The organism is Diaphorobacter sp. J5-51 (assembly GCF_001023515.1).
GTDB lineage: Bacteria > Pseudomonadota > Gammaproteobacteria > Burkholderiales > Burkholderiaceae_C > Diaphorobacter > Diaphorobacter nitroreducens.
In genome coordinates, this window is record NZ_JSYI01000001.1 from 54,291 (window position 1) to 76,333 (window position 22,043).

24 protein-coding genes and 1 pseudogene are annotated in these 22,043 nt (G+C 69.0%); 6 read left to right on the plus strand and 19 right to left on the minus strand.

All coding sequences use genetic code 11. From position 1 onward, the window contains the following. The first annotated feature begins 62 nt into the window (after positions 1-62). The gene (locus OX89_RS00260; protein WP_047349138.1) at positions 63-503 is read left to right on the plus strand and encodes a hypothetical protein; all 441 of its coding nucleotides are present in this window, start codon (positions 63-65) and stop codon (positions 501-503) included. Between the two features lie 100 nt (positions 504-603). Here OX89_RS00260 and OX89_RS00265 read toward each other — a convergent pair whose 3' ends face one another. The 4 genes from OX89_RS00265 to OX89_RS00280 all read right to left on the minus strand — a co-directional run bounded on the left by OX89_RS00265 (position 604) and on the right by OX89_RS00280 (position 4,273). Beyond that, positions 604-981, minus strand: a complete 378-nt coding sequence (locus OX89_RS00265; RefSeq protein WP_047349118.1) for an EF-hand domain-containing protein — start codon at positions 979-981, stop codon at positions 604-606. A gap of 31 nt (positions 982-1,012) precedes the next feature. Further along, entirely contained in the window at positions 1,013-1,954 is a 942-nt protein-coding gene (locus tag OX89_RS00270) for a 5'-nucleotidase (protein WP_011804114.1), read from the minus strand. Further along, a complete protein-coding gene (gspF, locus tag OX89_RS00275) occupies positions 1,951-3,180 on the minus strand; it encodes a type II secretion system inner membrane protein GspF (RefSeq protein ID WP_011804115.1) in 1,230 nt (409 codons plus the stop codon). The genes OX89_RS00270 and gspF overlap by 4 nt, the downstream gene beginning before the upstream one ends. 61 nt (positions 3,181-3,241) lie before the next feature. Continuing rightward, complete coding sequence (locus tag OX89_RS00280; RefSeq protein ID WP_047349119.1) at positions 3,242-4,273, minus strand: LLM class flavin-dependent oxidoreductase; 1,032 nt, start codon at positions 4,271-4,273, stop codon at positions 3,242-3,244. A gap of 196 nt (positions 4,274-4,469) precedes the next feature. Between OX89_RS00280 and OX89_RS00285 the strand changes: the two genes are divergently transcribed. Beyond that, positions 4,470-4,994, plus strand: coding sequence for a CZB domain-containing protein (locus OX89_RS00285; RefSeq protein ID WP_047349120.1), 525 nt, complete (start codon positions 4,470-4,472; stop codon positions 4,992-4,994). Between the two features lie 130 nt (positions 4,995-5,124). On the opposite strand, the gene OX89_RS00290 is transcribed toward OX89_RS00285, so the two are convergent. The 10 genes from OX89_RS00290 to gspG all read right to left on the minus strand — a co-directional run bounded on the left by OX89_RS00290 (position 5,125) and on the right by gspG (position 14,927). Continuing rightward, the gene (locus tag OX89_RS00290; RefSeq protein WP_047349121.1) at positions 5,125-6,513 is read right to left on the minus strand and encodes a GspE/PulE family protein; all 1,389 of its coding nucleotides are present in this window, start codon (positions 6,511-6,513) and stop codon (positions 5,125-5,127) included. Between the two features lie 12 nt (positions 6,514-6,525). Then, the gene (gene gspD, locus OX89_RS00295; protein WP_047349122.1) at positions 6,526-8,871 is read right to left on the minus strand and encodes a type II secretion system secretin GspD; all 2,346 of its coding nucleotides are present in this window, start codon (positions 8,869-8,871) and stop codon (positions 6,526-6,528) included. Between the two features lie 4 nt (positions 8,872-8,875). After that, positions 8,876-9,688 (minus strand): type II secretion system protein N, encoded by an 813-nt coding sequence (gene gspN, locus OX89_RS00300; protein WP_047349123.1) that lies wholly within the window; start codon positions 9,686-9,688, stop codon positions 8,876-8,878. A gap of 16 nt (positions 9,689-9,704) precedes the next feature. Continuing rightward, entirely contained in the window at positions 9,705-10,250 is a 546-nt protein-coding gene (gene gspM / locus OX89_RS00305) for a type II secretion system protein GspM (RefSeq protein WP_047349124.1), read from the minus strand. Then, positions 10,247-11,476 carry a type II secretion system protein GspL gene (gene gspL, locus OX89_RS00310; protein ID WP_047349125.1) on the minus strand — a complete coding sequence of 410 codons (1,230 nt, stop codon included), beginning with the start codon at positions 11,474-11,476 and terminating at the stop codon, positions 10,247-10,249. The genes gspM and gspL overlap by 4 nt, the downstream gene beginning before the upstream one ends. A gap of 59 nt (positions 11,477-11,535) precedes the next feature. Next, the gene (gspK, locus tag OX89_RS00315; protein WP_157497232.1) at positions 11,536-12,681 is read right to left on the minus strand and encodes a type II secretion system minor pseudopilin GspK; all 1,146 of its coding nucleotides are present in this window, start codon (positions 12,679-12,681) and stop codon (positions 11,536-11,538) included. Then, entirely contained in the window at positions 12,678-13,355 is a 678-nt protein-coding gene (locus tag OX89_RS00320) for a type II secretion system protein J (protein WP_047349127.1), read from the minus strand. The genes gspK and OX89_RS00320 overlap by 4 nt, the downstream gene beginning before the upstream one ends. Before the next feature lie 151 nt (positions 13,356-13,506). Further along, positions 13,507-13,899 carry a type II secretion system minor pseudopilin GspI gene (gene gspI, locus OX89_RS00325; protein WP_047349128.1) on the minus strand — a complete coding sequence of 131 codons (393 nt, stop codon included), beginning with the start codon at positions 13,897-13,899 and terminating at the stop codon, positions 13,507-13,509. Then, positions 13,896-14,441 carry a prepilin-type N-terminal cleavage/methylation domain-containing protein gene (locus OX89_RS00330; protein ID WP_047349129.1) on the minus strand — a complete coding sequence of 182 codons (546 nt, stop codon included), beginning with the start codon at positions 14,439-14,441 and terminating at the stop codon, positions 13,896-13,898. The genes gspI and OX89_RS00330 overlap by 4 nt, the downstream gene beginning before the upstream one ends. A gap of 33 nt (positions 14,442-14,474) precedes the next feature. Further along, positions 14,475-14,927 (minus strand): type II secretion system major pseudopilin GspG, encoded by a 453-nt coding sequence (gene gspG, locus OX89_RS00335; RefSeq protein WP_162844519.1) that lies wholly within the window; start codon positions 14,925-14,927, stop codon positions 14,475-14,477. A 50-nt stretch (positions 14,928-14,977) separates the two neighbouring features. Here gspG and OX89_RS00340 point away from each other — a divergent pair, with 50 nt between their 5' ends. Continuing rightward, positions 14,978-15,427: a type II secretion system protein N gene (locus OX89_RS00340; protein ID WP_047349130.1), complete on the plus strand. Its 450-nt coding sequence runs from the start codon at positions 14,978-14,980 to the stop codon at positions 15,425-15,427. A gap of 56 nt (positions 15,428-15,483) precedes the next feature. Here OX89_RS00340 and OX89_RS00345 read toward each other — a convergent pair whose 3' ends face one another. The 4 genes from OX89_RS00345 to OX89_RS18330 form a co-directional block, all read right to left on the minus strand. After that, a complete protein-coding gene (locus tag OX89_RS00345) occupies positions 15,484-16,095 on the minus strand; it encodes a histidine phosphatase family protein (protein WP_047349131.1) in 612 nt (203 codons plus the stop codon). Continuing rightward, positions 16,092-16,904, minus strand: a complete 813-nt coding sequence (locus OX89_RS00350) for an adenosylcobinamide-GDP ribazoletransferase (protein WP_047349132.1) — start codon at positions 16,902-16,904, stop codon at positions 16,092-16,094. The genes OX89_RS00345 and OX89_RS00350 overlap by 4 nt, the downstream gene beginning before the upstream one ends. Before the next feature lie 66 nt (positions 16,905-16,970). Continuing rightward, positions 16,971-18,533 carry a threonine ammonia-lyase, biosynthetic gene (ilvA, locus tag OX89_RS00355; RefSeq protein ID WP_011804131.1) on the minus strand — a complete coding sequence of 521 codons (1,563 nt, stop codon included), beginning with the start codon at positions 18,531-18,533 and terminating at the stop codon, positions 16,971-16,973. A 102-nt stretch (positions 18,534-18,635) separates the two neighbouring features. Next, positions 18,636-18,857, minus strand: a complete 222-nt coding sequence (locus OX89_RS18330; protein ID WP_146052249.1) for a hypothetical protein — start codon at positions 18,855-18,857, stop codon at positions 18,636-18,638. On the opposite strand from OX89_RS18330, the gene OX89_RS00360 reads away from it, so the two are divergent. Further along, positions 18,856-19,305 carry an OsmC family protein gene (locus OX89_RS00360; RefSeq protein ID WP_047349139.1) on the plus strand — a complete coding sequence of 150 codons (450 nt, stop codon included), beginning with the start codon at positions 18,856-18,858 and terminating at the stop codon, positions 19,303-19,305. The two genes, OX89_RS18330 and OX89_RS00360, sit on opposite strands and share 2 nt — an antisense overlap. A 16-nt stretch (positions 19,306-19,321) precedes the next feature. Here the strand turns inward: OX89_RS00360 and coq7 are convergent, their stop codons facing one another. Further along, on the minus strand, positions 19,322-19,939 hold the full coding sequence (gene coq7 / locus OX89_RS00365; RefSeq protein WP_047349133.1) for a 2-polyprenyl-3-methyl-6-methoxy-1,4-benzoquinone monooxygenase: 618 nt from the start codon (positions 19,937-19,939) through the stop codon (positions 19,322-19,324). Between the two features lie 311 nt (positions 19,940-20,250). Here coq7 and OX89_RS00370 point away from each other — a divergent pair, with 311 nt between their 5' ends. Both OX89_RS00370 and OX89_RS00375 read left to right on the plus strand, forming a co-directional pair. Further along, a complete protein-coding gene (locus OX89_RS00370; protein ID WP_047349134.1) occupies positions 20,251-21,342 on the plus strand; it encodes a porin in 1,092 nt (363 codons plus the stop codon). 332 nt (positions 21,343-21,674) lie between these two features. Next, positions 21,675-21,992, plus strand: a pseudogene (locus OX89_RS00375) (porin); the annotation flags it as partial. Between the last annotated feature and the right edge of the window lie 51 nt (positions 21,993-22,043).

Here is a 22,043-nt window from a genome sequence, read left to right on the forward strand (position 1 = left end):
GAATGTACGACGAGGTGGTAGTTGCGACTGCCGCCGGCCGCATTCACGAGGGGACCCATGCCATGCAACTGCCACCTGTAGACCGATCGCCCGCCCAGTGGCGTACCACGGGCGCGGACTTGTATTCCACGGGCGCTTCGGGGGCCGTGGCGGTGCGGCCCGTGAACGCTGCCAATCCTGCCGAGTCCACGGACCGCCTGGGCGAGGGGGCCAGCCTGCGCGAGCCCACCAAGCCCTCGGCGCCCGACGAAAACAACCGCGACTGGACCCTGGCCGAGGCCAAGAAGGAAGCCCCGAAGGAGCCCGAGGAGCCGCCCAAGGAGCCCATCTACAAGCAACTGCTGGAATTCATCCAGTCGATGTGGCGTGCCAGCGGCAGTGCGGTGGAGCTGGCGCAAGACATCAACAAGAACACCCTCCAGGAGCGACTGGCCCAGCAGGTGCAGGACCGTCAGTCGCTCACGTACTCCGATCCCAAGGTCAAACGCACGGGCGGTTTGTGAGTTTTGCTCCGGCGGTTGCTATCAGATAAGTAGCTGTTAGCGCTTATTGGTAAAGCGCTGGAGGCCAATTGGACTGGTATTTTTGGGTCCGCCGGCGCTCTCAGCGCGCCGCCGCGCGGGCGCCGTCCCGCTCGGCGCGGTACTTGATGGCGAAGGCGCGCACCTCGTCCAGCGTCACGTAGTTGTCGCGGTTGGTGTCCGCATCATCGAACGCCGCAGCCACCTTGGGCACGATGGCCACTTCAGTACGGCTGAGCTTGCCGTCGCCGTTGAAATCCAGCATCTCGAACTGGCGGATCGCCTTGATCTCGCCCTTGGTCAGGGGCGCACTGGCGCTGTGCCGGGGCGCGGTGGCATGGGCCACGCCCTGCGCCTGAGCGGCCAGCGGAGCCGCCAGCGCGCAGGCCATGAGCCACGCGCAGGCTGTCGGGGCCGTCAGCAGGCGTGTAAAGGGGCGGAAGGAGCGTGAAGGCAACATTCAGGAGTAGAGCCGGCGCGCCGCCACTGGTTCAACGCCGCGGGGGGCGGGCTGTATCACCCTGTAGCGCGGCCGCTGTGTTGGCGATGCCGCTGCTGACATGCCCCGCCGGAACATGGCGTGCGGCGGACGCCACGTGGCCCGTCTGGTCATCGAAGAAGAAGTCGGGCTCGAACTCGCGCAGGAAGGGGCCTTTTTCCAGCCCGCCGAGGAACATGGCCTCGTCCACGGTGATGCCCCAGTCGAGCAGCGTGCGGATCGCGCGCTCGTGCGCCGGTGCGCTGCGCGCGGTGACCAGCGCGGTGCGGATGCGCATCTGCGAGGCGTCCGCCTGCTGCTGCAGCCGGTGCAGCGCGGCCAGCAGCGGCTTGAACGGCCCTTCGGCCAGCGGCGTGGCGGCATGGGACACCTCGTGCTGCAGGAAGGCCGGCAGGCCGCCCTGCTGGTACACGCGCTCGGCCTCGTCGGAGAACAGGACCGCGTCGCCGTCGAAGGCGATGCGCACTTCGCGCGGATAGCGGTCGCCCGCGGGCGTGGAGTCGATCATCACCCGTGCGGCGGGAAAGCCGATGGACAGCGCCTCGCGCACATCCGTCTCGTTGGCTGAAAGGAAGAGGTGCGCGCCCAACGGCCGCAGGTAGGAGAACGGGTTGCGCCCGCGCGTGAACACGCCGCGCTCGATGCGCATGCCCGCCGCCTTGGCCGAGGCGAACACGCGCATGCCGCTGGCAGGGTCGTTGCGCGACAGCATGACCACCTCGACGCGCGCGGCATCGGGCGTGTTGAACGCCAGCAGCTTTCTCACCAGCGGAAAGGCGATGCCAGGGCGCGCGGGCTCGTGTACCAGCTCCAACTGGCGGCGCATGTAGGCTTGCTCGTCGCCGGCCTCGAACAGGCGGTTCTCTTCCTCGAAATCGAACAGTGCGCGCGAGGAGATCGCGACGACGAGCTTGTCCTGCAGAGTGGCGCTCATTTGACGAACTGGTTGAGCTGGATGATCGGCATGAGCACCGCCAGCACGATCAACATCACGATGCCGCCCATGGCCACGATGAGCAGCGGCTCCAGCACCGTGGCCAGTTGCATGGCGCGGCGCTGCACCTCGGTGCCCAATTGCGTGGCGGCGCGCTGCAGCATGGTGGGCAACTGGCCCGTCTGTTCGCCCAGCCGCGCGAACATGGCCACCAGGCCGGGGAACCGCTTTTTCTGCGCCAGTGCCGAGGCCAGCGGCGCGCCCTCGCGCACCAGCACCAGCGCGTCGAGTGCGTCCGCGCGCAGGGCGCGGTTGTTCAGCGTCTCGGCCGCGGCCTGCAGCGCCTTGAGAATGGGCACGCCCGCGCCTGCCAGCATGGCCAATGTGCCGGCGAAACGCGCCGCGTTGTAGCCGCGCGCCAGCTTGCCGACGAGCGGCAGGCGCAACCAGGCGGCGTCGAATTTCTCGCGCAGCCGCGGCTGGGCCAGCGCGGCGCGGGCGCCGAACGCCAGCAGGACCAGCCCGCCCAGCAACGCCCAGCCGTAGTTGCGCACCACGTCGCTCAAGGCCAGCATGGCCACCGTGAGGAAGGGCAGGGCGCGCTTAGTGCCCGCGAATACGCTGGCCACCTGCGGTACCACGTAGCCCACCAGGAACAGCACGATGACGATCGCGATCACGGTGACGATGGCCGGGTACAGCGCGGCGCCGATGAGCTTGGCGCGCAAGGCCTGGCGCTGCTCCAGATCGTCCGCCAGGCTGTCCAGCACTTCGGCCAGGCCGCCGCTGGACTCGCCCGCGCCGATCACGGCGCAGTAGATGTCGGAGAACTCGCGCGGGTGCTGCGCCAGCGCGCGTGCGAAGGTGGAGCCGGCGTTGACCTCGGCGCGCAGCGCGGCCAGCAGGTGGCGCTGGCGCTCGTCGTCCGCCTCTTCGGCGAGCGCGGTCAGCGCACGCTCCAGCGGCAGGCCCGAGCCCACCAGCCCGGCGAGCTGCCGCGTCCACACGCCCAGCCCCGTGGCGTTGAACACCGGCCGCGTGAACAGCCGCTGCGCCAGCGTGGGGGGTGTTCCGGGGGCGGTGCCAGCGGCCAGCGCCTCCACATCCAGGGGCACCAGGGCCTGGGCGCGCAGCAGGCTGCGGGCGGCCTTGGGGCTGTCGGCCTCCAGGGTGCCGCGGCGCACATGGCCTTGGGCGTCCAGGGCTTCGAAGGAATAGGCGGGCATGCGGGAAAGTCAGCGGCGGTGGGCGAGCAGGGGCAAACTGGGCGGGCCGCAGTCGACCCGTTCAGCCCGCCATGGTAGCCGCTGCGGGTGACAGTGCCGCGTGCGCCTGGGCGGTGATCTCCAGCGAGCGCAGGCGCAGCGCCGGGTCGTACACGTCGCTCACCAGCATGAATTCGTTGGCCTGCGTGGCGGCCACCAGCGCCTGCAGGCCCGCGCGCACGGTCTGCGGGCCACCGACCACGCCGACCGCGAGGAAGTCGGCCACGGCGGCGCGCTCCTGCGGCGCGAGGCTCTGCAGATAACCCTCCACGGGCGGCTGCAGCAGTCCGCGCTGGCCGGTGAGGATGCCCAGCACGCGCTGGTAGGTGCTGCTGGCCAGGTACTGCGCCTCGTCATCGGTGGGTGCGGCGATGACGGGTACGCCGATCACCACGTAGGGCTTGGCGCAGGCCGGCGAGGGGCGGAACAGCCGGCGGTAGATGTCGATGGCCGCGTGCAGCATGCGCGGTGCGAAGTGCGAGGCGAAGGCGTAGGGCAGGCCCATCTGCGCCGCCAGCTGCGCCGAGAACAGGCTGGAGCCCAGCAGCCAGAGGGGCACCTGCGTGCCGGCGCCCGGCACGGCGGTGATGCGCTGGCCCGGCTGCGCGGGCGCCAAGAGCTGCTGCAGCTCGGCCACGTCGCGGGGGAAGTCGGCCTCGGTCTCCACGCGGTCGCGGCGCAGGGCACGCATGGTGGCGCCGTCGGTGCCGGGTGCGCGGCCCAACCCCAGGTCGATGCGGCCGGGGTAGAGCTCGGCCAGCGTGCCGAAGGCCTCGGCCACCACCAGCGGCGCATGGTTGGGCAGCATGATGCCGCCCGAGCCCACGCGGATGGACCGCGTGGCCCCGGCCACGTGGCCCACCAGCACGGCCGTGGCAGAGCTGGCGATGCCCGGCATGTTGTGGTGCTCGGCCAGCCAGTAGCGCTTGAAGCCCAGCGCCTCCGCATGCTGCGCCGTCTGCAAGGCGACCTGCAGTGCCTGGGCCACGGTGCCGCCCTCGCGCACGGCCACGAGATCAAGCATGGAAAGTAAAGGCAGGGAATGTGTGGTCATGGCACCGATTGTGGGCAGCGGGTGAAATCCGTGCTGCGCCGCGGGTATGGTGGTGCAGTGGTCCCCGCATGATGCATAGCGTTTTGCTATTGATATACTGAATTTGTTTTAAATCAACACACGAAACATATTGTCACTTTTGGCGTCCTGTGCGACGCTGCCAGGAAGTGATGCACGGGGCGTGCGGGGGGTGTCTATGGGGTTCTTCAGCCGTTTGTTTCAGCCGCGTGCCGACGGCCTGGCCGCGCCTGAGGACTGGACTTCGCTGCCTGCGAGCGAGGCCAGCGCGCTGGTGCTGTACGACGAAGAGGCTTCGCGGCTCCTGGCGGCGTTCGACATCGAGGCTGCCATCGTCATGCACGAACGCTGGCTGCCCTGGCTGGCCCAAGCGCTGGCGGGCGCGCGCGACGAACAGCTGCGTCCCGAAACGGTGGTGGACGACACCTGTTCCGAGCTGGGCCGCTGGCTGCACGGCAGCGGGCGCGTGGCGCTGGGGCACTTTCCTGCTTTCGACATGCTGATGCGCCGCCACCAGTACTTTCACCACCAGGCGGCTGTGCTGCTGACGCATCTGGCGCAGGGCGATCAATTGCGGGCCGAGCAGGCGTTCAAGAGCTGCCAGCATGCGTCGCGCCAGGTGGTGCTGCTGCTCAAGGAGCTGCAGCGCGGGCTGGACCACGGGAAGCGTCCTCCCCATCCGATGGCCGCAGGTGAACGCTGAAATGCGCTATTGGTATAGGAGCTACTAGCGCTTGTCTGTAATGGTTTTCAATGCAATTTGTATTGAAAACCCAGTCTTGGCAAGCGCGCCGCGCTCCTGTTTATGAAATGCGCCGCTGCGGCCTGTCCGCTCAGTCGCGCGTGACGCGCAGCACTTCCTCGCGGCTGGTGATGCCGGCGTGGATCAGCCGCTCGCCATCGTCGCGCATCAGGGTCATGCCGCCGGCCAGGGCCTGGGTACGCACCTCGGCCTCCGGGGCCTGGTTGTGGATCTGTGCGCGGATGGCGTCGTCCACTACCAGCAGCTCGAACACGCCGGTGCGCCCCGCGTAGCCGGTATGGCCGCAGTGGTCGCAGCCTGCGCCGTGGCACTCGCCGCAATATTTGCGCACCAGGCGCTGCGCCAGCACCCCCAGCAGCGACGAGGACAGCAGGAACGGCTCCACTCCCATGTCGGTCAGGCGCGTGATGGCGCTGGCCGCGTCGTTGGTGTGGAGCGTGGCCAGCACCAAGTGGCCGGTGAGCGAGGCCTGGATGGCGATCTGCGCGGTCTCGAAGTCGCGGATCTCGCCGATCATGATCACGTCGGGGTCCTGGCGCAGGATGGCGCGCAGGGCCTTGGCAAACGTCAGGTCGATCTTGGCGTTGACCTGCGTCTGGCCCACCCCGGGCAGCTCGTACTCGATGGGGTCTTCCACCGTCATGATGTTGCTGCGCGCGGCGTCCAGCCGCGCCAGCGCCGCGTACAGCGTGGTGGTCTTGCCCGAGCCCGTGGGGCCGGTCACGAGGATGATGCCGTGCGGCTGCTGGATCAGGTGCGCCAGCCGCGCCAGCACCTCGCCCTGCATGCCCACGGCCTCCAGGTTCAGCTTGCTCTCGCTCTTGTCCAAGAGGCGCAGCACGGCGCGCTCGCCATGGGCGTTGGGTAGGGTGGACACGCGCACGTCGACGGCGCGGGTGCCCAGGCGCAGGCTGATGCGCCCGTCCTGCGGCAGGCGCTTTTCGGAGATGTCCAGGTCCGCCATGATCTTCAGGCGGCTGATCAGCGCGGCGTGCAGCGCGCGGTTGGGCTGCACCACCTCGCGCAGCGTGCCGTCCACGCGAAAGCGCACGCTGGAGTGGCGCTCGTAGGGCTCGATGTGGATGTCGCTCGCGCCGTCGCGCACGGCCTGCGTGAGCAGGGCGTTGAGCATGCGGATGATGGGCGCGTCGCCCGCGGACTCCAGCAGGTCTTCCACCGCGGGCAGCTCCTGCATCATGCGCGAGAGGTCGGCGCCTTCCTCCACCTCGCTCACCACCGTGGCAGCGCTGGATTCGCTTTGCGAATACGCCGCGCTGATGCGCTGCGCCAGCGTGGGGGCGTCCAGCGGCATGAACTGGTGCACGGCATGCTTGCGCAGCACTTCGGACAGCGCGCCGGCGTCCGGCTGCGGGCCGTGCCACAGCACGAGCTGCTGGCCGTCGTCTTCCAGCAGCAGCTGGCTGCTGCGCGCAAATGCGTAGGGCAGGGGGTGGCGCATGCGGCGGGCCCCTTACTGCGGGCTGTAGGGCGACTGGCCCATGCTGGGCGGCGTGGTGGTGCGCGCGGGCGGCTGGGGTGCGAGCGGCGCCAGCGGCGCAGGTGTGGCCGGGGGCTGCACGGGCGCGGCGGGAGAGGCGGGGGCGGGCAGGGGCGGCAGCACCGGCGCCTCGGACACACCGCTCATCATCGTGCTGGGCGCGGGCTGCGTGCTTTGCTGCAGCGCGCGGATGGCCTCGTAGCGGTCCACCATCAGTGCGTCGCTGGTGGCGCTGTCGCGGATCACCATGGGGCGCAGGAAGACCATCAGGTTGGTCTTCTGGCGCGTGCGCTTTTCATTGCGGAACAGTCCGCCCACCACGGGCAGGTCGCCCATCACGGGCACCTTGTCCTGGCCCAGCGCATAGCTGTCTTCCAGCAGGCCGCCGATCACGATCACGCTGCCGTCGTCCACCAGCACCGTGGACTCGATGGAGCGCTTGCTCGTGGAGGGGCCGTTGGCATTGGACAGCGTGCTCTCCGCAACCTTGGAGACCTCCTGGTACATCGTGAGCTTGACGGTGCCGTTCTCGTTGATCTGTGGGCGCACGCGCAGCATCAGGCCCACGTCCTTGCGCTCCACGGTGGTGAACGGGTTGACCGCGCCGCCGCTGCCGCCGGTGTTGGCGTAGGAGCCCGTCACGAACGGCACGTTGTTGCCGATGATGATCTGCGCCTCCTCGTTGTCCAGCGTGAGCAGGTTGGGGGTGGACAGCACGTTGGCGTCGCCCGTGTTTTCCAGGAAGTTGGCCAGCGCCCCCAGGTAGTACTTGCCGTTGATGCGCGGCGCGACGGCCAGGTTCATGCCGGCGGCCGGCTTGGCATTGGCGATGGAGGTCACGTTGCCGGTGGCCGCCGCCAGCGCCAGATCCAGGATGTTGCGTCCGGCCACGCTGGAGTTGTTGCCCAGCACGCCCAGCGTGCTGCCGTAATTGCCCAGCACGCCTTGCCACTGGATGCCGAACTCGGCCACCTTGTTGGCGCTCACCTCCACGATCAGGCTCTCGATGAGTACCTGCGCGCGGCGGCCGTCCAGCTTGTCGATCACGGCGCGGATCTGGCGGTACAGCGGCTCGGGTGCGCTGATGATGAGCGAGTTGGTCGTCGGGTCGGCCTGGATGATGCCGCCGGTGGACGGCTGGTTGGCATCGCTGCTGCCACTGCTGCCCTGGCCCGTTCCCAGGCCCGAACTGCCCAGGCCCCCGGCATTGCCGCTGGCATTGGTGCTGTTGCCCAGGCCGCTGGTCTGGCCCAGGCCCGATGCGCCGGTCCGCGTGAGGCCACCCGACAGGTTGCCGGTTCCCGTGCCGCCGCCGCTGCTGGTGCCGCTGCCCCCCGCGCTGCCAAGCGCTGCGCGCAGGGTGGTGGCCAGCTTCACGGCGTCGGCGTTCTTCAGGTACACCACGTGGATGTTGCCGCTGGCAGCGGAGCTGCCCGGCGCGGCCGGCTGGTCCAGCTTGGCCACCAGTGAGCGCACCAGCGCCACGCGCGCCGGGTTGGCCGCGCGCACGATCAGCGCATTGCTGCGCGGCTCGGCCAGCAGCGTGGTCTTGAACGAATTGTCGGTCTGCCCCTGGGCCACGCCCTGCGCAGTGCCTGTGGCAGTGGCGCTGCCGCCCTCGATCAGGCGCGACACCAGCGGCGCCAGGTCGGTGGCGATGGCGTGCTGCAGCGGGATCACCTCCACGTCGCTGGCGTTGGAGACGTCCATGGCCGCCACGATGCGCGCCAGGCGCTGCAGGTTGTCGGCGTAGTCGGTGATCACCAGCGAGTTGTTGCCGGGGTTCACGTTGATGGTGTTGTTGGGGCTGATCAGCGGGCGCAGCACCGGCACCAGGTTGGCCGCGTTCTCGAAGTTGAGCTTGAAGATCTGCGTGACGATCTGCCCGCCCGCGGGCGTGCCGCCCGCGCCGCCCTGGGACACGCTCACGTTGCCGGTCTGCAGCTTGGCATCGGCCTCGGGCACGACCTTGTACAGGCCCGCCGACTCGACCACCGTGAAGCCCTGCAGCCGCAGCGCGGCCAGGAACTGCTGGAAGGCCGCGTTGGGCTGCACCGCGTTCTCGGTCACCAGCGTGATCTGGCCCTTCACGCGCGGGTCCACCACCACGTTCTTGCCGGTGATGGTGGCCATGGTGCGCGCCACGGCCTCGATGTCGGCGTTGGCAAAGTTCAGCGTCACCGGCTCGCTGGGCCGCACACTGCCGGCGCGCTGCCCGGAGGTTTGTGCATGAATTTGGCTGCTAGCGCCCGTCAATAAAGCGCTAGCAGCTATCAAATGAAGAGTGAACCGCAGGGGATGGCGGGGCAAGTTGGTCATAGGGTCAACCCACGGTGATGATGGAGCGCGCGCCACTGCGCCGCCCGATGATATTCAGAAGATTCGCCAGGGCCGCCTCCCGCCCGGGCGCGGCGCTGGCCTCGCCCGTGAAGCGCAGGCGTTTGCCCACCCACTGGCCGTTGCCCGACAGCAGCAGCGCGCCCTCCAGGGTGGACAGCTGCAGCGTGGGCGCGCCGCCGCCCTGCACCTGCAGCCGGTAGCTGCCCATGGGCCGCAGCGTGGACAGGCGCGAGGACAGGCCCAGCGCATCCAGCTGCACCTGGCCCTGCATTTGCAGGCGCCCCGCGGCCCATTGCAGCGCGAACGCCTGGGTGCGCAGCTGCAGGCGGCCCTGCGGCTGCACGGTGTTCCAGGGGGTGCCCAGGCCCGCGAGCGCCGCAGCCGGCCACTGGCTCTGGCCATCGGCCACCTGGGCGCGCACGGCACCCAGGCCCAGCGCCACCTGCACCTGCAGCGGCGCGGTGGCGGGAATGCAGCAGTCGGCCATCAGGCGGGCGCTGAGCCCGTTCCACGCGGGGCGCAGCTGCCACTGCAGCCGGCCGGGCAGGGCGGCCTGGTCCTGGCTGTCGGCGCCACCGGTCAGTACCAGGCGGGCCGAGCCGTTCCAGACGGTGCCGCGTGCCTGCTGCAGCTGCAGTTGCCCGCCGCTGGCCTGCTGCACGCCTGTGGCCAGCCAGCGCGCCGGGGCCCATAGCACCAGCGCGGGCAGCGCGCCCAGGCACACGCCGGCCACGGCCCAGCGCCAGGGCGCGCGCGGCAGTGTCAGCGAAGGGGTCGGGCGCAGGGAGCGTGGCACGGGCAGGGGGCGTGGACTATTGCGGGGGCAGCGCCAGCACCAGCGTGCCGTCCCAGCGGACGGCGGCCGCGGCGGCGTTGGCGGGCGCGGCGCTTTGCACCAGGCGGGCTTCCAGCGGCACGGCGCGCGCGGTGCTGCGCGCCTGGTTCAGCCACTGGGCAAGGGCCTCGGCGGGGGCGCCCTTGAGGGTGACGGTGGCGCGGTCGCCCGCGACGTTCATCTGCGCGGCTGCGCCCAATTGCTGCGCCAGCGTGGTCTGCAGCGTGCGCAGGGCCTCGCCGCCGGGTGGGCGGGGCGCGTCCTTGAGCTGCAGCGCTTCGGCCTGCAAGGCCTGCATGCGCTGCAGTTGCGCGTCCACGGCTGCGTGGCGTGCGCCCGAGCCGCGCAGCTGCTGCAGTGCGGGCGCCAGCAGCACCCACCACAGCAGGGCCAGCCCCACCACGGCCGCGGCGGCCAGCACCAGGGACTGTTCGCGCGGCGCCATGCGGGCCCAGTGGGCGCGCAGCGCGGCCAGCGCAGGGGGAACCGGCGCGGGCGAGTTCGAAGCGGTGCGGGCGTTCATGGGCGGTCCTCGGCGCGCACCAGCAGGGCGCCATCGCGCGGCTGCGCGCTCAGGCTTTCCGCGGCCAGGCGCTGGTTCATGGCGGTGAGTTCCTCGGGTGCCAGCTCCAGGCCCCGCAGGCGCAGCTCGCCATTGGCATATTCGATCTGCGTGGGCACGCGCGGCGGGGGCAGCGCGGCACCTGCGGCGGCCATGAGCGGCTCCAGGTCGCGCCGCGACACGCTGCCGGCGGCCTGGCGCAGCTGCGCCAGTTCGCGCTCCATCTGCACCGGTGCATCCACGACGACCTTGACGTGCGGGAAGGTCTGGGTCAGCGCGTTGCGCACGCCGGCCTGTTTGGCCGCCAGCGCCTGGCGGTCCTGCCACGCCCAGAGATTGAGCCCCACGACCTGCACCACCACGGCCACGGCCAGTGCCCAGCGCGCGGCCCGCCATTGGGGTGCGCGCGCAAAGGCGCTGGCGCCGCTGCCCAGCTTGCGCAGCGCGCGCGTGTGGCCGGTGCTGGCCAGGTCGAACTGCGCCAGGTCCCAGTCGCCACGCGCGGCCACCAGCGCGCGCTGGCTGGCGGTGTGCAGCTGCACTGGGCGGTTCAGCAGCCGCTCGGCCAGGGCGGCCACGGCGGGTTCGGCGCGCACGGCGGGCGGCGCATCATCGGCGGGGCGCGCCGCCAGCGCGGCGGCCGCGGCCAGCGGCAGCACGGCCACGGCCTGTTGCGGCCCGTGGCCGGTCAGCACCAGCTGGGCGTCCTCGGGAGTGCCGAGCACGTCGCATTCCTCTTGCCCGCTGGCGGTGGGGCCGGGAGCGAACTCGGGCACCACGCGGTCCACCGGCCGCCCCGCGGCTTCCAGCGCCTGCAGGGCGCCGCGCAGCCAGGCGCGGTCGCACACGGCCACCCAGGCAGGGCTGCCCGGCTGGGCGCCGGGCTGCAGCGCGAAGTGCAGTTGCGCGGGGTCGTCGAGCAGGTGTTCTTCGAGCAGTCCTTCCAGGACCGCGCGCAGCCGGCCGGCCTGGGCCGTCGCGCCCTGCGGCAGCGTTACCTGCTGCCATGACAGCGCGCGCGCAGGCACCACGGCCACGATCTCGCCGGCGCGGCCCGGGTCGGGCAGCAAGGCGGCGGTGGTGCTGGCGTGGCGGGTGGCGGTGTGGCCGTCGGCCGTGAGCGTGTAGCTGTATTCGGCGGCGGGCCCCGGCGTTCCCAGGGGCAGGGTTAGGACAAGGGTGCTCATGAATGGGTTAACAGACCATTTTAGGGGCGTGATGTGACGCTTCGTGCCAAGGCGCCCGGTCAACGCGCACCAGTGGCCGCAGTGCCGGGAGCCGTCGTGCGCACGAGGCCGCCACGTTCGCGCCACAGCGTGCGCACGTCCCCGCGCTGTTTGTAGACCAGCGAGCGCTCTTCGACCACGGCCATGTCCAGGCGCAGTCGCCCGCGCACCTCGAAGTAGCTGGACGACACCGTATGCACCGTGGCCGAGATGCGGCTGGAGTTGCCCAGCAGCTTGGCGGCGTCGGCCTCGCTGCGGAAGTGGTTGGAGTCGCGTGCCTGCACCAGGCGCTGCGCCTCGGCCATGTCCAGCCCGTCGGCGCTGGCCCACAGCACCACGGCGCTGGCGGTGTTGAGGTTGACCTTGGTGCGCACGGGCAGCAGCGTGACGTAGGGCGCGAGCGCATCCACGCTGCGTTGCGGCAGGCCCCACCACCCCAGTTGCGCCACGCTTTGCGGCAGCAGCGGCGCGGCGCTCGCGGTGTCACTGTCCTTGGCCTCGGCGCGCAGCATCTGTCGCGCCAGCATGTCCAGCTGTGCGCGCGGCAGCCCGAGGTATTCGAAGAGCCGCTGGAATTGCCGCAGCGCCGTGGCGTCCACCTGCCCCTCGTTGGCCAGGTTGCGCAGGTTCAGCAGGGCCTGCAGGTCGGTGATCTGGCCCGACAGGAAGGCGTTGGTGGTGTCGGTACTCGCGTCTTCCACCTGGGCCACATTGCGGTCGGCCGCGAGGAACGTGGACAGGCGCGCTTCTTCCAGCGGCACCGACCAGGGTTCGGAGAGGTTGTCGGTGCCGTCGCCGCTGCGGGCAATGGAGTCTTCGCGCAGGATCAGGCGGGACCAGTCCAGCGCACCGATCAGGATCCACGCCGACTGGATACGTGCGCGCTCGGCGGTTTCGACTTCGATGGCGCGCCACTGCTGCCACATGGCCGCGGCCGCGAACGTGGCGACCAGCGTCACGGTGAGCATGGCGGCCAGCAGTGCGGCGCCGGCTTGATGAGAAACACCCCGAGGGGCTTTGCGTCCACCCGCCGCTCCTGTTACGCGGGCGGGGCGGCGCCACCAGTGCGTCGGGGCCCTGGCACGGCGGGCCTCGCCCGGTGCGCGCCAGTCGCGTGTGTCGGAGGCGGCGGGCAGGGCGGCGGATAGCGGGCAGGAATCGGTCACGACTTGCCTCCACCCAGCAGCGGATTGGCCCAGTCCCGCGTGACCACGCCCGAGAGTGCGCCACCCGGCGGCAGCGTGAGTTGCAGGCGCACCCCGTCGGGGATGCTGGCGGCGGCGCTGCTCAGCCCGCCGACCGTGCGCGGTGCGCTGGCGCTGGTATCGGTGGACAGCGCATTGGCCCAGGCGCCGCTGCGGTAGTAGTACAGCTGCCAATTGGCCAGCGGCATCAGCACGGTTTCCTGTCGGCGCTCGGCCTCGCCGGGTGTGCGCGCCCACTGGGCTGCGCGCTGCCAGGCGGCATTCCATTCCGCGCGGGTGCGCACCGGGGGGGACTGCCAGCGCAGCCAGCGGGCGGTGCCGTCCACGCTGCGCCGCGCCCAGGCGACGACCAGCGCACCCTCGTCGGGCTGGCGCGTGCCGCGCCGCGTGAGGCGCAGCACCTGGCCGTCCCAGGCGATGGGTTCGGTATGGTCGATGGCCTGCAGGGCATCCAGGTCGGCCGCCCACTGGGCCAGCACGGTCTGCAGCACCAGCAGCTCGTCGGTGCGCTCGCGCGTGAGCTGCTGCGAGCGCGCCATGCCATCCAGCCCGCGCCAGCTGGCGATGGCGAGCAGCGCCATTACCGCGATGGCCACGAGCAGCTCCACCAGCGTGAAGCCGCGCGCTGCTTGCATGGGGGACTCTGCGCAAACCCGGTGCCGCGCTTGATCTGTCGGAAGGCCGTGGCGCAGGCCGCGCGGGCGGACGCCATGGAACTGGCTTTGCCAGGGTACGGGCGTCGTCCCCCCCGGGGGAGTAGGCACGAAGCGACTCAGGGGGGGCATCTCAATACCGCCCCACGATGGTGGACAGCCGCAGCACGGGCAGCGCGGCCTCGAAGACCTGCGCGTCCACACGGCGGAACTGTGGATTGGGCGTGGGCGAAACCGTCACCGCCACGTCGTAGCGCCGACCCGCCTGTTCGCAGGCCACGCGCGTGTCGCCGATGGACGGCATCTGCGACGACAGGCGTACCCGGCTCAGTTCGTTCTCGGCGCACAGGTGGGCCAGCACCACGTCGGTCTGGCGCGTGGCGTTGCGCGTGAGGGCGGAGGTGGCCTGCAGCCCTGCCATGAGGGCGATGGCGACGATGCCCAGTGCCACCAGCACCTCCACCAGCGTGAAGCCGCGCGCCGCGCCGCGCCGGCGCCGCGCCCCCGTTCGCGCGCGGTGGCTCATGGCAGCGCCTGCACGGCAAACGGGCGCAGCCCGTCGGTGGCCACGCGCACCGCGCGGTCGGGGTGCGCGCCGCTCACGATCACCACTTGTTGCGGGCCGATGAGGGGTTCCGGCCCCAGCCACAGTTCCGCAGGGCCCTGCACGCCGGTGGCGCTGTCCAGCCAGCGGTTGGGCAATGTGTCGGGCGGCACGCCCTCGAAGCGAAAGCCCTGGGCATCGGCACGCCAGCGTACCGCCGCGCCGGAGGCGCGCGATTGCGCGCGCGCCGACTCCAGCAGCGCTGCCAGCCGCTCGCCTTCGCGCTGCAGTTGGGTGGCGCCGCTGTCGCGCAGTGCCAGGCCCACGCCGGCGGTCGCCAGGGCGATGATGGAAATGACCACCAGCAATTCAAGGATCGTAAAACCCCGCTGGGCGACGGCTGCGCAGCTTTGCCTGTCTCGCCTGCTGCGCAAGGGACGGGGGGAGAAGCCGGCGCGGCGTAGTGGCGCGGCCGGCCGAGGCCCCTGCGCGGCGTCCGCTGGGCTGGCGTGTACCCGTGTCATGCGTGGGATGGCGCCGGCGCCGGGCCCTGCGGCTTACTGCCAGCTGCCGATGTCGGCATCCTTGCCCTCGCCGCCGGACTGGCCATCGGCGCCGAAGGACATCACGTCCACCTCACCCTTGATGCCCGGGCTCAGGTACTGGTAGGGGCGGCCCCAGGGGTCGTTGGGCAGCTTCTCCAGGTAGGGGCGCCAGTTGTTCGGCACCGGGCCGGCGCTGGGCTTGGCGATCAGCGCCTGCAGGCCCTGTTCGGCTGTGGGATAGCGCTGGTTGTCCAGGCGATAGAGCTTGAGCGCCTGCATGATGTTGGTGACGTCGGTGCGCGCGGCCGTGCTGCGGGCGTCGTCGGCGCGGTCCAGCACGTTGGGCACGATCAGCGCGGCCAGCACGCCGATGATGACCAGCACCACCATGAGCTCGATCAGGGTGAAGCCCGCGGACAGGCGACGGCGGGCGCGGTGCGCGAGGGAGGAGGGGCTGGGCTGCATCTCGAAGCGGCGACTCGGAATGGACATATCCGGTCAATCATAATCGTGCAATGGTGACAAACACATACGGCCGCTGGGCCCCGCGCCTGGCCACGCTGCTGCTCTGGGCGCTGGCGGGCGCGACTGCTGTCTATTGGGGGTTGAAGCTGTCCGCAAGCCCGGGCGGCACGGCACCGGCTGCCGCGGCGCCCGAGCCGGTGGTGACCGACACGCAGGCGCTCGCGCGCCTGCTCGGGGCCAGCCCGGTGCTGGCGGCCGCCGAGGCGGCACCCTCTGCAGCCAGCCGCTTCGTGCTCATGGGCGTGCTGGCCGGCACGGCCAGCGGCGGCGGCGCCGCGCTGATCGCGGTGGACGGCAAGCCGGCCAAGCCCTACCGCGTGGGCGCGAATGTGGAGCCGGGGCTGGTGCTGCAGTCCCTGGGCAAGGGCGCCGCGCGGCTGGGGGCGTCGATGGACGGCGCCACGACGCTGGCGCTGGAGATGCCGCGCAAGCGGCCCTGACCTGGCGGGGATCCCGCGCCGGCGGGGCCTGCATATCCGACGGGAGCGCCCATAACCTAACCGCGCGCCGGTGCTGCCTGCGGTCGGCCCTTCAGTGGCAGAAGTACCGTGGTCCAGGCGCCGTAGCCCGGAGCCGATTGCGGCCATTCATGGGACAGCGGCATGCGTGCGGCGCCGTGCGTCAGCAGCCAGTGCACGCAGCGGGCCACCCCGGCATGCGTGATCCAGACCACATCGCCACCGCCGGCGTGCGCCTGGGCCGCGGCCTCGTCCAGCGCGGCGGACACGCGCGTGAGCATGGCCGCCAGGGGCTCGCCGCCGCCGGGCGCATGGTGGCCGAAGCGCGTGGTCCAGGCGTCGATGTCCGCACGGGCGATGTCGTTCCACGCGCGGCCCTCCCACTGGCCGAAGTCCATCTCGGTGATGCGGGGCTCAGCCTTTGAAGCCAAATCGGCCCGCAGGGCAAGCAGGTCCTGCGCAAGCAGCTCACATCTTTGCAGCGGAGAGTGGTGCAGGGCGGCCAGACGGGGTGGCAGCGCCTGTGCCAGCAGGCGTGCGCTCTCGCGGCTATGGCGCACGTTGGCGGCAACGTCCAGGCGGCCGTAGCACAGGCCGGGCGCCACCTCGGGGCGCGCATGGCGCACCAGCCACAGGCGCGGCGCGCTCATGCCGCCCGTTGCGCCAGCGCGATGGCCGCGCCCAGATAGAAGCCGATCTCGCCCACCTGCTGCGTGGCGCCTAGGCAGTCGCCGGTAAAGCCCTGCAGTCGACGCGCAAAGCGCCACAGCATCCAGGCCGCACCGGCGGCGCTGGTCAGCAGGCTTGCTATCAATACCAAAGCGCCCAGCGCTTGATATACAAGCGCTAGCGCCGGAAAACACCACAAGGCCGCGGCTGCCAGTGCGCGTACGGAGATCTGGTCCGCCAGCGGCTTGCTCTTGGACGTGGCCGTGTCGCCCACATGCGGCAGCGCGCGCACGATGACGAGCGGCCACAGGCGCGACAGCACATGCGCCCCGGCCAATGCCGCCAGCGCGCTGGACAAGCCGAGGTGGCCGAGCTGCGCCAGCAGGGCCACCTTGGCCTGCAGCGCCAGCACCAGCGCCATGGCCCCGAAGGCGCCGATGCGCGAGTCCTTCATGATCTCCAGCGCGCGCTCGGGCTGGTAGGCGCCGCCCAGTCCGTCGGCCACGTCGGCCAGGCCGTCCTCGTGGAAGCCCCCGGTCACCAGCACCGTGGCGATGGTGCAGCCCACCGCCGCCGCCAGCGGTGCAAAGCCCGCGCCGCCTAGCCCCAGCCACAGTGCCGCATAGCTGCCCACCGCCATGGCGGCCACCAGCCAGCCCACACCGGGGAAATGTGCGCTGCTGGCGCGCAGCATCGCAGGGCTGTAGCCCACCCACGTGGCCAGCCGGCCCGTGACGGGGATGCGCGTGAAGAACTGCACGGCCAGCAGATAGTGGCGCAGGGTCTGCATGAATACTATTAAATCAATAGCTGTTAGCGCTTGATGGGTGGGCGCTGGAGGCCAAAATGGCTTGCATCATGCGCCGTTGGCCTGCAGGAACAGGCGGTAGGCCGGGTTCTGCGTTTCCTCGACATAGGGGTAGCCCAGCGTCTGCAGGAAGGCATCGAACTGCGCTGCGTCGTCGGCCGGCACCTGCATGCCCACGAGGATGCGCCCATAGTCCGCGCCCTGGTTGCGGTAGTGGAACAGCGAGATGTTCCAGGTGGGCTGCATCAGGCTCAGGAACTTGAACAGCGCGCCGGGGCGCTCGGGGAAGGTGAAGCGCATCAGCCGCTCGTCGCGCGCCAGCGCCGAATGGCCGCCGACGAGGTGGCGCAGGTGCTCCTTGGCCAGCTCGTCGTGCGTGAGGTCCAGCGCCTCGAATCCATGCTTGTGGAAGTTGCGCGCGATCTTCTCGGACTCGCCGCGGCCCGTGGTGGACAGGCCCACGAACACATGGGCGCGCCGCTCGTGGCTGATGCGGTAGTTGAACTCGGTCACGTTGCGCGGTCCGCCGGGCAGGGCCCCCACCACCTCGCAAAAGCGCTTGAAGCTGCCGCGCTCCTCGGGGATGGTGACGGCGAACAGGGCTTCGCGTTCCTCGCCCACCTCGGCGCGCTCGGCCACGAAGCGCAGCCGGTCGAAGTTCATGTTGGCGCCGCACAGGATGGCGGCGTAGGTTTCACCCTTGGTCTTGTGCTTGGCCACGTACTGCTTGATGGCGGCCACGGCCAGGGCGCCCGCGGGCTCCACGATGCTGCGCGTGTCCACGAAGATGTCCTTGATCGCGGCGCAGACGGCATCGGTGTCGACGATCACGTAGTCGTCCACCAGGTTCTGCGCGACGCGGAAGGTTTCCTCGCCCACCAGTTTCACGGCCGTGCCGTCGGAGAACAGGCCCACGTCCGGCAGCGTGACGCGCTGATGCGCCTTGACCGATTGCGCCATGGCGTCCGAGTCGTTCATCTGCACGCCGATGACCTTGATGCCAGGGCACACGGCCTTGATGTAGTTGGACACGCCAGCGATCAGCCCCCCCCCGCCGATGGCGACGAACACGGCATCCAGCTTGCCGCCCAGCTGCTGCACCTGCCGCAAGATCTCCATGGCGATCGTGCCCTGGCCGGCGATCACGTCCGGGTCGTCGAAGGGGTGCACGAAGGTCAGGCCTTCTTCCTTTTGCAGCTGCGCGGCGTGCTCGTAGGCGTCGGAATAGCTCTCGCCGCTCAGCACCACTTCGCCGCCCAGCGTCTTCACCGCGTCGATCTTGAGCTGCGGCGTGGTGGTGGGCATCACGATCACGGCGCGCGTGCCCAGCTTGCTGGCGCTCATCGCCACGCCCTGCGCGTGGTTGCCGGCCGAGGCGCAGATCACGCCGCGCGCCAACTGCTCGGGCGAAAGCTGCGCCATCTTGTTGTAGGCGCCGCGCAGCTTGAAGCTGAAGACGGGCTGCTGGTCCTCGCGCTTGAGCAGCACCTTGTTGTGCAGCCGCCGCGACAGGGCGCGGGCGGGCTGCAGGTCGGACTCCACCGCCACGTCATAGACACGCGCGGTGAGGATCTTTGTCAGGTAATCGAACGGGGTGAGAGGCTGGGTCATGGTGCAAACCGGCGGGCGGCGCTGCGGTGTGGACGGGGCGTCCAGGGCGCGCTCAGCCGGGCGCACATCATAGGACGGCGCGCCCGCAGGGTTAGGGACGGCTCACCGCAGGGCAAAAAAAAGCCCCAAGCGGTAAAGCCTGGGGCTGAATCCATCCTTTGAGGAGATGGAGGAGACAATCGGTGCGAACCCCGCTGTGCGAACAGTGCGAAGCGGGTAACGCATGGGCGCATTGTAGCGCTGCGGTTGTTGCGTTGCAGCAAAATCGCACCTGCGTTCATCATTTGCTACAGATTCACCCTGATTTTTGGAGAAAAACAACATGGAATGCACCGTCAGCTGGACCGGCAACGCCGGCACGCGCTCCGGCATGGGCTTTGTTGCGGAGACCGGCAGCGGCCATGTGCTGGCCATGGACGGGGCGCCCGACGCCGACCGTCCCGAGAACGGCGGCCAGAACCTGGCCCCGCGTCCCATGGAGACCGTGCTGGCCGGCACGGGCGGCTGCACGGCCTACGACGTGGTGCTGATCCTCAAGCGCGGGCGGCACGATGTGCGCGGCTGTAGCGTGAAGCTCACCTCCGAGCGGGCGCAGGTCGATCCCAAGGTGTTCACCAAGATTCACATGCAGTTCACGGTGACCGGGCGCGGCATTCCGCCGGCGGCCGTGGAGCGTGCCATCGCCATGAGCCATGAGAAATACTGCTCGGCCAGCATCATGCTGGGCAAGACCGCGCAGATCACGACGGGCTTTGAGATCGTCGAGTCCTGAGGCGCGGCGGGACGTACTAGATGTAATGTGCAGTCGTCGTCATGACCTTGGCGGCGGCTTTCATCAGCCAACGCGCCGGGGGCGGTAGAGGAAGGGCGCCCGCCGCCTGCGCCTGGGCCGCGTGGCGTTCTTCATCCCGCTGCATGCGGTCGACGATGGCGCGAGAGGGCAGGTCCGCCTCCGGCAGGCGGCGCAGGTGCCCTTGCAGATGGGCGGATACCTGCCGCTCCGTCTCCACCACAAAACCCAGACTGGCCTGGTCGCTGACCCGGGCCGCCACCAGGCCGATGGCGAAGGCGCCAGCGAACCACAAGGGGTTGAGGAGACTGGGCCGGCTCCCCAGGGCGTCGAGCCGCTCGCGGGTCCAGGCCAGGTGGTCGGTCTCCTCGCGCGCCGCGGCCAGGAGATCGCTGCGCAACTGGGGGTCGCGGGTCACGCACGACTGGGCCATGTACAAGCCCTGGGCACACACCTCCCCGACATGATTGACGCGCATCAACGCGCTGGAGAGACGCCTTTGCTCGACGGACAGGTCCACCGCAGGCAGGGAGCGTGCCGGTGAGGGTTCTCCCGCTCTCGGACGAGCGAACAAGGTTCGCAGGGCGCTATCCGCGGCAATGAGGAGTGTGTCCATGGTTAACAAAAACGTTGTTTACGCGCACGTAATGGCGCAGGGAACGCAAAAAACCCTACGGTAAGTGCTTACTCGGAGCAACAATAAGACGGTTTTGCTGCTGTTTTGGCCATGTTGCGGTACAGCAACGAAAACCCGCTTTTGGCCCGATTGTGAGGGAATTTCTTTGCGAAACCGGGCGCGCTCTGTTGCAATAGAACCAACTTCCCCACCAGGAGGTTGGCCCGGGGAACCGGCGGGGCTGTGCGTGAGCCGCACCTCCAAGTCCTCTACGATCCGGGGCCCTCTGTTTAACCTTGGAGTAACTCGCAATGAAAAAATCCCTGATTGCACTGGCAGTGCTGGCTGCTTCCGGCGCCGCAATGGCCCAATCCTCCGTGACGCTGTTCGGTATCGTTGACACTGGCTTTGCTTATGTGGACAACGCTAGCGGCAATGACAGCGTGTATGGCCTGAGCACCAGCGGCAACGCAACGAGCCGTCTGGGCTTCCGCGGCGTGGAAGACCTGGGTGGCGGTCTGAAGGCTGGCTTCTGGCTGGAAGGCGAAATCTTCGGTGACGACGGCAATAGCAAAGGTTTCAACTTCCAGCGCGAATCCACCGTTCGACTCAGCGGCAATTTCGGTGAAGTTCGTTTGGGCCGTGAACAGACCCCTTCTTACCGCAAGACCAGCTCTTACGATCTGTTTGGTCAGGCCGGTATTGGTCAGTTCATGGGCTGGAGCGATTGGGGAACCAATTCGGATTTCCAAACGCGCGTGTCTACTGCTGACGCAAGCAATATACGTGCTAGTAATATTGTGAGTTACTACACGCCCAACTTTAGCGGGTTTACCGGTGGCTTGGGTTATGGTTTCGATGAGCAGGTATCTGGCAAGAACGGACGTTATGTCGGTGGTTTTGTTGCCTATGACAATGGTCCCCTGAGCATTGCAGTGTCCTATGATCAGCGTGAACTCCTGGGTTCTGTGGGGCCCGTCGCAACGGCTGTACCTTTCACCGGCTCGCGTGACACGTTGACTGTGGGTGCTTCTTACAACCTGAATGTTGTGAAGCTCAGCACGATTTTGCAGCAATCGAAGTACAAGATTGATGGCGCTGGCAGCGAAAAGTTTAATGCGTACGCTCTGGGTGCTTCTGCCCCGTTGGGCGCTGGCGAAGTCAAGCTGCAGTACGCTCTGTACGACCAGAAGGCCATCGACTCCAAGGCTCACCAGATCAGCCTGGGTTATGTCCACAACCTGTCCAAGCGTACGGCTCTGTACGGCACCGTGGCTTACCTGAAGAACAAGGACGATTCCAACCTGGGCCTGGCTGCCAAGAACCTGGGTTCCAATTTGACTGGCCCCGGCGCTGGCGAGAACCAGACTGGCGTGCAACTGGGTATTCGCCACTCCTTCTAATCTCGGGCTGGCGTGAGGCCAGCTTGGATAAAGAAGACAAAACCGCTGCCTTCGGGCAGCGGTTTTTTTTCGTCTGCGGTTTGGTGTCTCTTGTGCGACGATTTTTCGGGTTAACCCCTGTGGCTGTAAAGCGATGGACTCTTGCCCCTGCCGGGCGGGTTTTCAACAATGAAGCCTCCTCGCTTCCTGCCAAGAACACGATTTGGCCGCAGGGCCCCTGGTGGAGGAGAAGTCGAGTGTTGTGAAGCGAGTGGCGCACGTCCAGTGAGCGAGTTCATCAAGGCGTGGCTGCGAATCGTGAGCCGGTTATCAATCCAAGAGGAGTCTGTCGTATGCAAAAGAAAATTGTGGCTGCCCTGGCGCTGTGCGGCGCGGGCGTGGCAATGGCCCAGTCCGCCGGTACCAGCAAGGTGGAGCTGTGGGGTATCGTGGATGCCGCCGTGCGCCACACCAACAACGAAGGTGCCGGCAAGGATGGCCTGACGAAGATGATCGGTGGCGGCATGTCGCAAAGCCGCTGGGGTATCAATGTGGAGGAGGACCTGGGTGGCGGGTCCAAGGCCCTGGTGGTGCTGGAAAACCGTCTCAATGCCGATGACGGCAGTGTTTCCACCCCCTTCTTCCAACCGTCCTATCTGGGTCTGCAAGGCCCTTAGGGAGTGTCAGGATTTCTGTGTGTGAGGCTGTTGAATCCGTCACTC

Excerpts from the sequence above, each read along its gene's own strand:
- OX89_RS00260 (WP_047349138.1), top strand. The coding sequence starts at position 63 with ATGCAACTGCCACCTGTAGACCGATCGCCCGCCCAGTGGCGTACCACG.
- OX89_RS00265 (WP_047349118.1), bottom strand. The coding sequence starts at position 981 with ATGTTGCCTTCACGCTCCTTCCGCCCCTTTACACGCCTGCTGACGGCC.
- OX89_RS00270 (WP_011804114.1), bottom strand. The coding sequence starts at position 1,954 with ATGAGCGCCACTCTGCAGGACAAGCTCGTCGTCGCGATCTCCTCGCGC.
- gspF (WP_011804115.1), bottom strand. The coding sequence starts at position 3,180 with ATGCCCGCCTATTCCTTCGAAGCCCTGGACGCCCAAGGCCATGTGCGC.
- OX89_RS00280 (WP_047349119.1), bottom strand. The coding sequence starts at position 4,273 with ATGACCACACATTCCCTGCCTTTACTTTCCATGCTTGATCTCGTGGCC.
- OX89_RS00285 (WP_047349120.1), top strand. The coding sequence starts at position 4,470 with ATGGGGTTCTTCAGCCGTTTGTTTCAGCCGCGTGCCGACGGCCTGGCC.
- OX89_RS00290 (WP_047349121.1), bottom strand. The coding sequence starts at position 6,513 with ATGCGCCACCCCCTGCCCTACGCATTTGCGCGCAGCAGCCAGCTGCTG.
- gspD (WP_047349122.1), bottom strand. The coding sequence starts at position 8,871 with ATGACCAACTTGCCCCGCCATCCCCTGCGGTTCACTCTTCATTTGATA.
- gspM (WP_047349124.1), bottom strand. The coding sequence starts at position 10,250 with ATGAACGCCCGCACCGCTTCGAACTCGCCCGCGCCGGTTCCCCCTGCG.
- gspL (WP_047349125.1), bottom strand. The coding sequence starts at position 11,476 with ATGAGCACCCTTGTCCTAACCCTGCCCCTGGGAACGCCGGGGCCCGCC.
- OX89_RS00320 (WP_047349127.1), bottom strand. The coding sequence starts at position 13,355 with ATGCAAGCAGCGCGCGGCTTCACGCTGGTGGAGCTGCTCGTGGCCATC.
- gspI (WP_047349128.1), bottom strand. The coding sequence starts at position 13,899 with ATGAGCCACCGCGCGCGAACGGGGGCGCGGCGCCGGCGCGGCGCGGCG.
- OX89_RS00330 (WP_047349129.1), bottom strand. The coding sequence starts at position 14,441 with ATGACACGGGTACACGCCAGCCCAGCGGACGCCGCGCAGGGGCCTCGG.
- gspG (WP_162844519.1), bottom strand. The coding sequence starts at position 14,927 with ATGCAGCCCAGCCCCTCCTCCCTCGCGCACCGCGCCCGCCGTCGCCTG.
- OX89_RS00340 (WP_047349130.1), top strand. The coding sequence starts at position 14,978 with ATGGTGACAAACACATACGGCCGCTGGGCCCCGCGCCTGGCCACGCTG.
- OX89_RS00345 (WP_047349131.1), bottom strand. The coding sequence starts at position 16,095 with ATGAGCGCGCCGCGCCTGTGGCTGGTGCGCCATGCGCGCCCCGAGGTG.
- OX89_RS00350 (WP_047349132.1), bottom strand. The coding sequence starts at position 16,904 with ATGCAGACCCTGCGCCACTATCTGCTGGCCGTGCAGTTCTTCACGCGC.
- ilvA (WP_011804131.1), bottom strand. The coding sequence starts at position 18,533 with ATGACCCAGCCTCTCACCCCGTTCGATTACCTGACAAAGATCCTCACC.
- OX89_RS00360 (WP_047349139.1), top strand. The coding sequence starts at position 18,856 with ATGGAATGCACCGTCAGCTGGACCGGCAACGCCGGCACGCGCTCCGGC.
- OX89_RS18330 (WP_146052249.1), bottom strand. The coding sequence starts at position 18,857 with ATGTTGTTTTTCTCCAAAAATCAGGGTGAATCTGTAGCAAATGATGAA.
- coq7 (WP_047349133.1), bottom strand. The coding sequence starts at position 19,939 with ATGGACACACTCCTCATTGCCGCGGATAGCGCCCTGCGAACCTTGTTC.
- OX89_RS00370 (WP_047349134.1), top strand. The coding sequence starts at position 20,251 with ATGAAAAAATCCCTGATTGCACTGGCAGTGCTGGCTGCTTCCGGCGCC.